10 protein-coding genes are annotated in these 12317 nt (G+C 50.0%); 4 read left to right on the top strand and 6 right to left on the bottom strand.

What is annotated here, in order from left to right; translation table 11 throughout:
- Window positions 1-99: 99 nt before the first annotated feature.
- Both V7Q49_RS16355 and aspA read right to left on the bottom strand, forming a co-directional pair.
- Complete coding sequence (locus V7Q49_RS16355) at window positions 100-1401, bottom strand: anaerobic C4-dicarboxylate transporter (RefSeq protein ID WP_333853564.1); 1302 nt, start codon at window positions 1399-1401, stop codon at window positions 100-102.
- 114 nt (window positions 1402-1515) lie between these two features.
- On the bottom strand, window positions 1516-2952 hold the full coding sequence (gene aspA, locus V7Q49_RS16350; RefSeq protein ID WP_333853563.1) for an aspartate ammonia-lyase: 1437 nt from the start codon (window positions 2950-2952) through the stop codon (window positions 1516-1518).
- A 336-nt stretch (window positions 2953-3288) separates the two neighbouring features.
- Between aspA and V7Q49_RS16345 the strand changes: the two genes are divergently transcribed.
- On the top strand, window positions 3289-3759 hold the full coding sequence (locus tag V7Q49_RS16345; RefSeq protein ID WP_220435198.1) for an FxsA family protein: 471 nt from the start codon (window positions 3289-3291) through the stop codon (window positions 3757-3759).
- Between the two features lie 73 nt (window positions 3760-3832).
- Here the strand turns inward: V7Q49_RS16345 and yjeH are convergent, their stop codons facing one another.
- Complete coding sequence (gene yjeH, locus V7Q49_RS16340; protein ID WP_333853562.1) at window positions 3833-5071, bottom strand: L-methionine/branched-chain amino acid transporter; 1239 nt, start codon at window positions 5069-5071, stop codon at window positions 3833-3835.
- A 177-nt stretch (window positions 5072-5248) separates the two neighbouring features.
- On the opposite strand from yjeH, the gene V7Q49_RS16335 reads away from it, so the two are divergent.
- From V7Q49_RS16335 to V7Q49_RS16325, 3 genes are all read left to right on the top strand, one after another.
- Complete coding sequence (locus V7Q49_RS16335; RefSeq protein WP_032616151.1) at window positions 5249-5542, top strand: co-chaperone GroES; 294 nt, start codon at window positions 5249-5251, stop codon at window positions 5540-5542.
- Window positions 5543-5586: 44 nt separating this feature from the next.
- Window positions 5587-7233, top strand: a complete 1647-nt coding sequence (gene groL, locus V7Q49_RS16330) for a chaperonin GroEL (RefSeq protein ID WP_142487925.1) — start codon at window positions 5587-5589, stop codon at window positions 7231-7233.
- A 137-nt stretch (window positions 7234-7370) separates the two neighbouring features.
- Window positions 7371-7724, top strand: a complete 354-nt coding sequence (locus V7Q49_RS16325) for a DUF4156 domain-containing protein (RefSeq protein WP_333853561.1) — start codon at window positions 7371-7373, stop codon at window positions 7722-7724.
- Between the two features lie 210 nt (window positions 7725-7934).
- On the opposite strand, the gene yjeJ is transcribed toward V7Q49_RS16325, so the two are convergent.
- Genes yjeJ through V7Q49_RS16310 form a run of 3 tightly spaced genes read right to left on the bottom strand, consistent with a single transcriptional unit; the run spans window position 7935 to window position 12220 of the window.
- A complete protein-coding gene (gene yjeJ / locus V7Q49_RS16320) occupies window positions 7935-8780 on the bottom strand; it encodes a YjeJ family protein (protein ID WP_333853560.1) in 846 nt (281 codons plus the stop codon).
- 21 nt (window positions 8781-8801) lie between these two features.
- Entirely contained in the window at window positions 8802-10934 is a 2133-nt protein-coding gene (locus V7Q49_RS16315; RefSeq protein ID WP_333853559.1) for a peptidase domain-containing ABC transporter, read from the bottom strand.
- Complete coding sequence (locus V7Q49_RS16310) at window positions 10931-12220, bottom strand: HlyD family secretion protein (RefSeq protein ID WP_333853558.1); 1290 nt, start codon at window positions 12218-12220, stop codon at window positions 10931-10933. The genes V7Q49_RS16315 and V7Q49_RS16310 overlap by 4 nt, the downstream gene beginning before the upstream one ends.
- Window positions 12221-12317: the final 97 nt, after the last annotated feature.

Raw genomic sequence — 12317 nt, 5'->3', positions numbered from 1 at the left:
ATCGCGAAAAAAATCACTATATCACGACCGACCGCTGCTCATTAATGAATCGGGCCGCTAAGCGGCCCGACTTTAACTCTTTTTACATCCAAAAGCGGTTTACAGCATAATCCCGCCGATGATGAAGCCGAGGATCACACACAGGGTAATGGCAATCACGCCCGGGATCAGGAAGGCGTGGTTAAACACGTACTTACCAATACGGGTGGAGCCGGTGTCATCCATCTCGACCGCGGCCAGCAGGGTCGGGTAGGTTGGCAGCACAAACAGCGCGGAAACGGCAGCAAAAGAGGCGATGGCGGTCAGCGGAGAGACGCCCAGCATCAGTGCCGCAGGCATCAGCGCTTTGGTGGTTGCCGCCTGGGAGTAGAGCAGGGTCGCCGCGAAGAACAGCACCACTGCCAGCAGCCACGGATAGTTATGCAGCAGATCGCCGGCGACGGTCTGGATATCGGTGATATGGGCTTTGACAAAGGTGTCACCCAGCCAGGCCACACCCAGTACGCACACACAGGCGCTCATACCGGATTTGAAGGTGCTGGCGTTGAGCACTTCGCTGGTGTCGATTTTACAGGTGATGCTGATCAGCGTGGCGATGGTCAGCATGAACACCACGATCGCTTCGTTACGCGGCAGAACCGGGTTCTGAATCAGGCCCACGGTATCGCTGATAGCGGTGGCGTAGAACATCACCGCGATAATCCCGATCAGGAACAGCAGCACGGAGCGTTTAGCGTGTGGCTTCAGGACAAAGGCCTGGCTGCCGCGCAGCTTCACTTCACCTTTCGCCAGACGTTCCTGATAGACCGGATCGTCTTTCAGCTCGGCGCCGAGGAAGTTACAGAACACCGCGGTGATCATCACCGCAATCAGGGTGACTGGAATACAGATCGACAGCAGCGTCAGGTAGCTTACGCCCATCGGCTCGAGGATCCCGGCAAAGAACACCACCGCTGCGGAGATCGGTGACGCGGTAATAGCAATCTGCGACGCAACAACGGCGATAGAGAGCGGACGGGACGGACGGATGCCCTGCTCTTTCGCCACTTCGGTAATCACGGGCAGAGTGGAGAACGCGGTATGGCCGGTACCGGCCAGAATGGTCATAAACCAGGTGACCAGCGGGGCAAGGAAGGTGATGTATTTCGGGTGGCGGCGCAGCATACGCTCCGCCAGGCTTACCAGGTAGTCCATACCGCCTGCAACCTGCATCGCGGCGATAGCGGCGATAACCGCCATGATGATTTCAATAACGTCGAACGGGATAGCGCCGGGTTTAATTTGAAAAAAGAGAGTAAGTACAAGCACGCCAAGACCACCGGCAAAACCGATGCCGATCCCCCCGAGCCTTGCGCCTAAGTATATCGCCAACAGGACGACAACGAGTTCTGCTCCAAACATAAGTGCCTACCTTGCTTATTAACAAGTTGATATTGAATTGTTGTGGTTTGGTAACGCCTAAAAACAAAAAAGGCACGTCAAGTGACGTGCCTTCATGAAGTTTAACCTGAACTGTTATTGTTCACTTTCATCCGTGTATCTTTTTGCTTTGTAGGCCGGGTGCATTAAGTTTTGTGGCGAGAAGATATCATCCAGCTCGGCTTCTGTCAGCAAGCCACGCTCAAGTACGACCTCTCGTACGCTCTTACCGGTTTCGGCACAAATCTTACCGACGATGTCGCCGTTGTGGTGACCGATGAACGGGTTGAGGTAGGTAACGATGCCGATAGAGTTATAGACGTAGCTTTCACAGACCGCTTTGTTGGCGGTGATGCCGTTGATGCATTTTTCCAGCAGGTTGTAGCAGGCGTTGGTCAGAATGTGAATCGACTCAAACATCGCCTGGCCAATTACTGGCTCCATGACGTTCAGCTGCAGCTGACCTGCTTCCGAGGCCATGGTGACGGTAATGTCGTTACCGATGACTTTGAAGCATACCTGGTTAACCACTTCCGGCACCACCGGGTTCACTTTGGCCGGCATGATGGACGAGCCCGCCTGCAGTTCCGGCAGGTTGATTTCATTCAGACCCGCACGTGGGCCTGAGGAGAGCAGGCGCAGGTCGTTACAGATTTTAGACAGCTTCACTGCCAGACGTTTCAGCGCGCTGTGCACCATTACGTAAGCGCCACAGTCGGAGGTGGCTTCAATCAGGTCTTCTGCCGGCACGACCGCCAGGTTGGAGACTTCGGCCAGCTTCTGCACCGCCAGCTGCTGGTAGCCATCCGGCGTATTCAGACGCGTACCAATCGCCGTTGCCCCCAGGTTCACCTCCAGCAGCAGTTCAGAGGTGCGCATCAGGTTGCGGGTCTCTTCATTCAGCAGCACGTTAAACGCGTGGAACTCCTGGCCGAGGGTCATCGGCACTGCGTCCTGCAGCTGGGTGCGGCCCATTTTCAGGATGTCCTGGAATTCGACGGCTTTGTTCTGGAAACCTTCACCGAGCTGGTTAATGGCATCCACCAGCTTCACCACGGAGGCGTACACGGCGATACGGAAGCCGGTCGGGTAGGCGTCGTTGGTAGACTGGCATTTATTGACGTGGTCGTTCGGGTTCAGGTACTGGTACTCACCTTTCTGGTGGCCCATCAGCTCAAGGCCGATGTTGGCCAGTACCTCGTTGGTATTCATGTTCACCGATGTACCCGCGCCGCCCTGATAGACGTCGACCGGGAATTGATCCATGCACTTGCCGTTGTTCAGCACTTCATCGCAGGCGGCGATGATGGTATTGGCGATGCTTTTCGGAATGGTTTGCAGCTCTTTGTTTGCCATGGCTGCGGCTTTCTTCACCATCACCATGCCACGTACAAATTCAGGGATGTCGCTGATTTTGCTGTTGCTGATGTAGAAGTTTTCAATCGCTCTCAGAGTGTGAACACCATAGTAGGCATCCGCTGGAACTTCCCTGGTACCCAACAAGTCTTCTTCGATACGAATGTTGTTTAACATGTGAACCTTCTTTTCAAGCTGCCGATTGATTGTACTAAACACACAGTACATCTGTGGTTATGTCTATTTTCTGACCGACGATTATCCCCTGAATCGACCAGATACCCGGAATGATATGCTGATGATAGCGAAATGCCGTAACCTGGATCACTTATTATCGACCCGGCGACATGATATTTATCAATCTGTGAAATGAATCACCGCTTTAATATTTCCAGAAAAAATATCCGTGCAAACCGATTGAATTTTGACTAAACGTCTCCATTTCTGACAGACGCGAATCGCAAATCAATACCGACAGGGGCCACCACGGCGTCTGCCACACAGGAGAAGCCAGTGCGCTGGATACCGTTAGTTGCAATCTTTCTCTATGTTTATATAGAGATTTCTATTTTTATTCAGGTCGCCCATGTGTTTGGCGTCCTGCTGACGCTGATACTGGTGATTTTCACCTCGGTCATAGGCATGTCGCTGGTGCGCAATCAGGGTTTCAAAAACTTCCTGTTAATGCAGCAGAAGATGGCCGCAGGCGAGAGCCCGGCGGCAGAGATGGTCAAAAGCGTATCGCTGATTATCGGCGGTATTTTGCTGATTATTCCCGGTTTTTTCACCGACTTCCTCGGCCTGTTGCTGCTCGTCCCGCCAGTGCAAAAGCTGCTGACGCTGAAACTGATGCCGCATCTGCGTTTTAACCGGATGCCGGGCGGCGGATTCAGCGCCGGTACGGGCGGTGGGGAGACGTTTGACGGGGAGTATCAGCGTAAGGATGACCAGCGCGACCGTCTGGATCATAAAGACGATCGCTAAGAGTCATTGCCCGGCGGCGCTGCGCTTGCCGGGCCTACGATTGTAGGCCGGATAAACGTAGCGCCATCCGGCGTCACACCGCACTCCGCTTCGGCAAGAATAGCCACAATCCCGCCAGCATCACAATGGCATACAGACTCTTCCAGCCCACCATCGCCAGCAGCAGTATGCAGAGCACCCCACCGATCACCGCCAGCGCCTTATAGCGGCCTTTCAGCAGGCGACAGCCCGCCAGCATGCACAGCAGATAGATCATGATGAAGATGCCGTTGGCATAGACGATAAGCGCGTCGAGGTTGATGTCCAGCCAGTAGATCGCCAGCGTGCTCACCACACAGCAGCCCAGCACGGTATTGAGCGCGTTGAGCGGTAGCTGACGTCTGGACAGGCGTGCGAGGCGGCTTTCCGGCTTGTACAGCGCCTGGGACCACACCAGCCGGGCAAAGCTTTGAATATAGATATTCAGACTGGCAAAGCAGGCGAGGTAGCCAATGACGCAGGCGATCCACAGTGCCTTCACGCCAAACAGCTGTACCACAATGGCCGGCAGCGAGGCCGCTGCCGCCATATCCGCGCCATAGGCGGTGAAGTGCAGGACCAGCACCGTACAGGCCCAGTAGACCGTGCCAGCCAGCAGCAGGCCGATCATCAACGCCCGCGGGAAATCGCGTTCCGGCTGTTTAAACTCCGACGCCAGATGGGCGAAGGCTTCGAGGCCGACAAAACACCAGAACATGACGGAAAGCGCGGCGAAAAGCTGCGAGTGGTCAACATCGGTTACGGCAGGGAAGGGGATTTCTGTTATCTGAATGTCTCCCGCCCACCAGATAGCACCTATCAGCGCCACAATCAAAACCGCCACCAGGGTTTGCAGGTTGGCGCTGGAACTGGCTCCGCGTGAGCCGACCCACCAGACAATCGCCAGCGTACCCAGTTCCGCCAGCAACAGCTGCACATCATGCCAGCCAAACAGCGCCTGGCCAAAACCCGTTGCAATATGCAGGGCGGCAGGCAGCCCCACGGGGATCACAGAGAGGAATAACCAGCCGGTGACGCGCTCCAGACGCGGGCCGAATGCCATTCCGACAAAATGCGCCACGCCACCGGCACTCGGAAAGTGTCGCCCGAGAATGGCAAAGACAATCGCCACCGGGAACACCAGCACGATGAGTACTGGCCATGCCCAGAGGCTGTTATCCCCCGCGACCAGTGCAGCCAGCGCCGGCACGGCAAACACCCCCGTGCCTAATAAAGAGGTTGAAAGTAAGCCAACACCCTGCGCGAGTCCCAGCTCCTGTTTGAGTCCACTCATTCCGTTGTCCTGCCACCATCAAAAGAGAGGCGATGGTAACACTTTCACAAATTTTTTTTCGACTACCCCTTGAAGGGGTAAAACCCCATCCCCATCTCTCAGGGCACTAGCCGGAAAACCGCTTACGGCCCGGCGTCACCCATAACTGATAATGACTTTCTCAAAGGAGAGCTATCAATGAGTATTCGTCCGTTACATGATCGTGTGATCGTCAAACGTAAAGAAGTTGAAACCAAATCTGCTGGCGGCATCGTTCTGACCGGTTCTGCAGCAGCAAAATCAACTCGTGGCGAAATCATCGCTGTCGGTAAGGGTCGCATTCTGGAAAACGGAAATGTGCAGCCTCTGGACGTTAAAGTTGGTGACATCGTCATTTTCAACGATGGCTACGGTGTGAAGTCCGAGAAGATCGACAATGAAGAAGTGTTGATCATGTCCGAAAGCGACATTCTGGCAATTGTTGAAGCGTAATCCGCGAACGACACTGAACATACGAATTTAAGGGAAAGATTAAAATGGCAGCTAAAGACGTAAAATTCGGTAACGACGCTCGTGTGAAAATGCTGCGCGGCGTAAACGTACTGGCAGACGCAGTTAAAGTGACCCTGGGCCCGAAAGGCCGTAACGTGGTTCTGGACAAATCCTTCGGCGCGCCGACCATCACCAAAGATGGCGTTTCCGTAGCGCGTGAAATCGAACTGGAAGACAAGTTCGAAAACATGGGTGCCCAGATGGTGAAAGAAGTTGCCTCTAAAGCGAACGACGCTGCGGGCGACGGTACCACCACTGCAACCGTACTGGCGCAGGCGATCATCACCGAAGGCCTGAAAGCCGTTGCTGCGGGTATGAACCCAATGGATCTGAAACGTGGTATCGACAAAGCTGTCGTTGCCGCTGTTGAAGAGCTGAAAACGCTGTCCGTACCGTGCTCTGACTCTAAAGCCATTGCTCAGGTTGGTACCATCTCCGCTAACTCCGACGAAACCGTAGGTAAACTGATCGCTGAAGCGATGGATAAAGTCGGTAAAGAAGGCGTGATCACCGTTGAAGACGGTACCGGTCTGGAAGACGAACTGGACGTGGTTGAAGGTATGCAGTTCGACCGTGGCTACCTGTCCCCTTACTTCATCAACAAGCCGGAAACTGGCGCAGTAGAACTGGAAAGCCCGTTCATCCTGCTGGCTGACAAGAAGATCTCCAACATCCGCGAAATGCTGCCAGTGCTGGAAGCCGTTGCGAAAGCAGGCAAACCGCTGGTTATCATCGCTGAAGACGTTGAAGGCGAAGCGCTGGCGACTCTGGTGGTTAACACCATGCGTGGCATCGTGAAAGTGGCTGCGGTTAAAGCACCTGGCTTCGGCGACCGTCGTAAAGCTATGCTGCAGGACATCGCAACCCTGACTGGCGGTACCGTCATCTCTGAAGAGATCGGTATGGAGCTGGAAAAAGCGACGCTGGAAGATCTGGGTCAGGCGAAACGCGTTGTGATCAACAAAGACACCACCACCATCATCGATGGCGTGGGTGAAGAAGATGCCATCCAGGGCCGCGTTACTCAGATCCGTAAGCAGATCGAAGAAGCGACCTCTGACTACGACCGTGAAAAACTGCAGGAACGCGTTGCGAAACTGGCAGGCGGCGTAGCGGTTATCAAAGTCGGTGCAGCTACCGAAGTTGAGATGAAAGAGAAGAAAGCACGCGTTGATGACGCCCTGCACGCGACCCGTGCTGCGGTAGAAGAAGGCGTGGTTGCTGGTGGTGGTGTTGCTCTGGTTCGCGTTGCAGCGAAACTGGCTGGCCTGACCGCTCAGAACGAAGATCAGAACGTAGGTATCAAAGTTGCGCTGCGCGCAATGGAAGCGCCTTTGCGTCAGATCGTGTCCAACGCCGGTGAAGAGCCGTCTGTTGTGGCCAACATGGTGAAAGCGGGTGAAGGTAACTACGGTTACAACGCTGCTACTGAAGAATACGGCAACATGATCGACTTCGGTATTCTGGACCCAACTAAAGTGACCCGTTCTGCTCTGCAGTACGCGGCCTCTGTTGCTGGCCTGATGATCACCACCGAGTGCATGGTGACCGACCTGCCAAAAGGCGACGCGCCTGACTTAGGTGCTGCTGGTGGTATGGGCGGCATGGGTGGTATGGGCGGCATGATGTAATCATGCTGTTCTGCTCCTCGCAGAAATAAAAAAACCCCCGGTCAGAAATGCCCGGGGGTTTTTCTTTTGGTCATCTTTTTAGTATAAGGTTTAGACGCGGGCAGCACCTGCCCAGCTTATTGAAAACGAGGAATAACATGCGCGTTAACGTTTGTGCAGGGATTGTGGGAGCAGCGTTGCTGCTGGCGGGTTGCAGCTCTGGCAATGAGCTGTCTGCAGGTGGGCAGAGCGTTCGCTTTGTAGAAGATAAGCCGGGAAGCGAATGCCAGCTGGTGGGCACCGCAACGGGCAAGCAAAGCAACTGGCTCTCCGGGCAGCATGGCGAAGAGGGCGGCTCCATGCGTGGTGCAGCGAATGGTCTGCGTAACCAGGCGGCTGAAATGGGCGGAAACGTGATTTATGGTGTGAGCAGCCCGACGCAAGGATTGTTATCGAGCTTTGTGCCGACGGCCAGTGAAATGCAGGGTCAGGTTTATAAGTGCCCGAACTGATTTTCAAAAAAAAGCCTCAGTGAAAATAAATCACTGAGGCTAAAAAAAACAGTGCTGTTGAAAAAGCCGCTCTGACCTGGCTTTGAATACAGCTATGATAAATGCAGAACACTATTTTCTGCATTCAATCAGGAGCAATATGCCCGAAGATATGTTGCCCCTTTTGTACCCACTTCCCTGTAAGAGTACAAATTGCGTTGCTTTCGCCTGTCAGTTACACAGTGCTTTATGAAACTCTGCAAGAGGCTGTAGTGCTTCGTTAACTGCGGGAATTCCCACTTTTTCAAAGGGCATAACCCTTGTTTTGATTTCTGCCAGTTGGTTAAGATATGGCATGATCTTTTTACTTTTTGACGCAAAGTTTCTGGCAATAATATCAAGTTCCTGTGCATTAACCGATTTATGGCATTTAACCACTGCGCCGAATTTTAATTGAAGCCCCTCTTTGCTTTCAATTCCATAAACGATAAGCACATACTCATTAAATAAATCCAGTTTCCACTGATCGGCTTCAATTAAACTATAATCGATAGAGCCGTCTTGCTTAAATAAAGCATCATAGACCGGTGCGTAATTAATACCGGCGGTAAGTATGTTTATGAGATCAACGTTTTTAACGTTATCCAGTGCCCTGGCAATCGCAACCATAATAAACTGAAGCTGTGCATCAGAAACTTTAATATGGAGCAAACTTTCATTTTTGAGAAATATTGCCAGTTTAAAACCATCCTCAGCAAAGCTAACTGCCAGAGAATTCACAAGGAAGCCTGCATCGGGCTGTTCAACATCCTTAAGCTCGAGCGCCGGCAGATTTTTTATCAATTCCTGGTTCGCAGTTTCAATATGCTCAGCTACTTCTTGATGGCCATTTGCGACGTTGTTCTGTACAAACAGTAATCTGTTTTGTAAGACCATCATCAGGTCTCTGAGTGCTTCACCCTGTAAATAGAAAAGGCTGGTTTGACCATTGCTGGTCTTCACTTTAAGCGCAAGAGCTACGAAGCCCTCCTCGTTCAGGAGAAGACCGCTGTTCAATCCATGTATAGAGTTAGTCATATCAATCCTTTTATAGATAAGTTAAGCCTGTATTGTCTGAGTGTTTTTTCCGTACTGGGATAAGTCAATAACGCGGTCAGCAGATGCGATAGTTGAAGGCCTGTGCGCAACGATGACACGGGTAATTTTCAGGTTTGAAATGGACTTATTGATAAATGATTCGTTTGCCAAATCGAGATGGCTGGTCGCTTCATCCATAAACAGGACACTCGGCTGGCGATAAAGGGCGCGAGCGATGAGAATACGCTGTTTCTGCCCACCAGAAATACCCAGGCCTAATTCACCCACCGTTGATTCATAGGCCATTGGCATGCGCATTATCTCATCATGGATATTGCAATATTGTGCACAGGCGATAATGCGATCCTGGTCTGGATTGTCTTCAAAGCTACAAATGTTATCTGCTATCGACCCGGAGAATAATCTGTCCTCCTGTAATACACAGGCTGTACTCATGCGGTAATTATTGAGGCCAATTTTGGTAATATCGAGTTCATCCGCCAGAACGCTACCACTGGTAGGGAGCAATAATCCGCACATCACTTTTAGCAGGGTCGTTTTGCCAACGCCTGAAGGACCAATAATCGCGACAGATTCGCCGGGCTGAATCGTAAGATCCAGATTGCTAAATATTGGCTTAGAGAAGGGATCGTACTGGTAGGTAAGATCCTTCACTTCAAGCACGACACCTTTATTGGCTTCAAATACGCGGCGCTGAGGCAACTCTGCTTCCGGTTCGCTAAACACAATTTCTGACAAACGCTCGTTGTGGAGGGAGAGCATGCGCAGTTGCATAGTCAGGTCGATCAGGCTTGATGCGCGCTGAGCAAATTGACCACGATAGGCATTAAACGCCATGAACATACCGAGCGTCATGTTGTTATCAATAACCATAACGGCACCAATCCACAAGATTGCGACTTGATCAATGCTGTTAATAAATGCGTTAAAACCACCAAACATCATATCAAAACGGGTTTGTTTAATGCCCGCATTGCAAGCTTCAATATTAATGTTGAGCCAGTGCTTTGAGCGGCGATCTTTAAGATTCAGCGCCTTAATAGTGGAGATACCGTACAGAGATTCCATAAAGTGGGAGCTTGAACGCGCGCTTTTTATCACCTGTTCTTCTGTTATACGCCGATAAAAATGATACGTAGCAAAACGCATTAACGCATAGCACAGCGTAAATCCGACCACCACCCAAACCAGCCAGCCACCGTACAGTGACATCATCACCAACAGGCCGACGGTCATGATGACGTCAATAATGCCGGTGACGATACTGTTTGTGAATGTTGCGCGAATAGTATCCAGCGACGAAAAACGAGACTGGATATCACCCAGGTGACGTTTTTCAAAAAAGTGGAGCGGCAGGCTCGTTAAGTGATCAAACAGGGTCGTTTTCCACTGAATATCCGTCAGCGTATTCAGCGTCAACGAGGTCCAGGCTCGAATCATACTCACAAAGGTACGGAATAGCGTAAAGACCACTAAACCGATACAGATCACGGAGAGCAGGCTATGATCGTGGGCGATAATAACGTGGTCCGTCACCAGCTGCGTACCGATTGGCATCAGCAGATTGATCGCTTCCACCACAATGGATAACGCAAATATTTTGACCAGGGCAGGTTTGAGTCCGTTGATGTTTTTCATCAAATCAATGAGACGCAGGCGGCTTTTTACTTTTTCCTGCTGGAAGTTACTGCCAGGCCAAAGCTCCATAGCAATGCCCGTAAAATTATTGGACATTTCCTGAAAGCCGATTAACCGCTTCCCTAATGCTGGATCATGGACAACAAACGTTGAACGTTTAATCTGTGTCAGAACGACATAGTGATTCATTCCCCAGTGTAAAATACAAGGGAGCTTCAGCTGCTTTATTTCATCCATGTCCAAAGACAGAGAGCGGTTTTTAAGCCCGGCCTGTTCTGCAATTTTACTCAGTTCAAGAAGACTGACCCCTTGGGATGAACTGCCAAAACGCTGGCGAAAGTTAAAAAGATCGATTTCCAGGCCATGATAACCACAGACCATCGATAAACATGCGATACCGCACTCTGCTGATTCTGACTGCAAAATAACAGGTGTTTTCTTGCGCAGCGAAAAATTCAATTTAGATACAATTGATTTAAACAATTCGTTTGTCATTGGATAGGCCCACTTACGCTCTGTGAAATTTTATAGAAAGGTGTAAACATCCACATGTAGAGTGGCCGTTCCTCAAGAAAAACAATTGCCTGCGCTTTTAATCCATTTGAAAGGTTCAGCTCTTTATCATTATATTTAAATGATTTGTCATTTATCTCAACCAATGTTTTATAAAGGGCCAGTTCTTGCTGATTCATCGCATTAACATTATTCACGTTGGTGTACTCCGCCATCTCCTGGCGAGATGCTGGCACCGACGAAATAGTGGCGATCTTCCCTGGAAATTGCCCGAATTTATCCGATGGAAACGCATCATAGCGGATATTGACGGTATCCCCGGCCTTAACATAAGGGATGCTATTGTTGGGTAGCCATAGAACTAAATAATATTTCACATTGCCGGTGGGTTTGATTTGTACCAGACTGCTCCCTTTGTCAACCATTTGCCCGACGGTGACTGAAATAGACTCTATTTTACCACTGGTCGTTGCTTTAATGACCATATTACCGCTGGCATTGGATTCTACCATCTGGTTTTTAAAATCATTAATATTGTTACGTTGGCTTGTTATTTGATTATCGAAATCAGCGGCTTTCGTAACAATATCGCTTTTCAGTTGGGTCAATTGCGATTCCTGCTGCATTCGCTGGCTGGTAAGAGACTGATAAGCGCTTTGTTGTTGAAAGTATAAGGAGTGCTGATAATTGTATTGATCTTTCGTAATCAATCCCTGACGCAGATAATTATCATAGCTCTTTAAATTATTTTTCATCTCTTTTAAGCCTGTTTTGGTGTTTTTTAACATAGTTTCTGTTTCCACCAAAGCACTACTGAATTGACGAACCTGTTCATTTAACGCATTTATAGTTTCTTGCTTGTTATCGGTAATTTTTTTTATGATCTCTTCAGCATTAGTAATTTTATCTGCAATAGCTTTGCTCATGAAATCGGACACATTACCTGTTTTGGTATCGCGTGAAACGTCTATCTCGTAAAGAGGTGTGCCTTTTTCGACAATATCTCCCGGTTTAATATATTGCTTTACGATATAACCTTGTTGAGAAGAAAATACGTTCACCGAGTGAGGCAAAGTGATAACTTCGCCCCGAACATCGATGCGCTGAGTATAACTGCAAAAGAGCAGGGTAAGTGTTAGTGCAATAAGAAAAGCGAATGAGAGTAAGGATATTAACCACGCAGGCAATCCTGCAAGCAATAAAACCTTCCCTTTCCAATAGTATTTTTTATATTCAATCGCTTCCTTGCGATATATACTTCTTTTCATTGGGTTTTATTTAACCTATAGAATGGTTGATAATGACTTGCGAACAAAAAACAAAGATGTCCGGTATTGTTAAAACATACTAAAATTAATGTTTATT

Source organism: Leclercia sp., from assembly GCF_036780805.1.
Classification (GTDB): Bacteria; Pseudomonadota; Gammaproteobacteria; order Enterobacterales; family Enterobacteriaceae; genus Enterobacter.
This window is presented reverse-complemented; position numbering and strand designations above follow the sequence as displayed.

What these genes read in the sequence shown, in the direction of transcription:
- V7Q49_RS16355 (WP_333853564.1), bottom strand. Translation starts at nt 1,401, where the DNA reads ATGTTTGGAGCAGAACTCGTTGTCGTCCTGTTGGCGATATACTTAGGC.
- aspA (WP_333853563.1), bottom strand. Translation starts at nt 2,952, where the DNA reads ATGTTAAACAACATTCGTATCGAAGAAGACTTGTTGGGTACCAGGGAA.
- yjeH (WP_333853562.1), bottom strand. Translation starts at nt 5,071, where the DNA reads ATGAGTGGACTCAAACAGGAGCTGGGACTCGCGCAGGGTGTTGGCTTA.
- V7Q49_RS16335 (WP_032616151.1), top strand. Translation starts at nt 5,249, where the DNA reads ATGAGTATTCGTCCGTTACATGATCGTGTGATCGTCAAACGTAAAGAA.
- groL (WP_142487925.1), top strand. Translation starts at nt 5,587, where the DNA reads ATGGCAGCTAAAGACGTAAAATTCGGTAACGACGCTCGTGTGAAAATG.
- V7Q49_RS16325 (WP_333853561.1), top strand. Translation starts at nt 7,371, where the DNA reads ATGCGCGTTAACGTTTGTGCAGGGATTGTGGGAGCAGCGTTGCTGCTG.
- yjeJ (WP_333853560.1), bottom strand. Translation starts at nt 8,780, where the DNA reads ATGACTAACTCTATACATGGATTGAACAGCGGTCTTCTCCTGAACGAG.
- V7Q49_RS16315 (WP_333853559.1), bottom strand. Translation starts at nt 10,934, where the DNA reads ATGACAAACGAATTGTTTAAATCAATTGTATCTAAATTGAATTTTTCG.
- V7Q49_RS16310 (WP_333853558.1), bottom strand. Translation starts at nt 12,220, where the DNA reads ATGAAAAGAAGTATATATCGCAAGGAAGCGATTGAATATAAAAAATAC.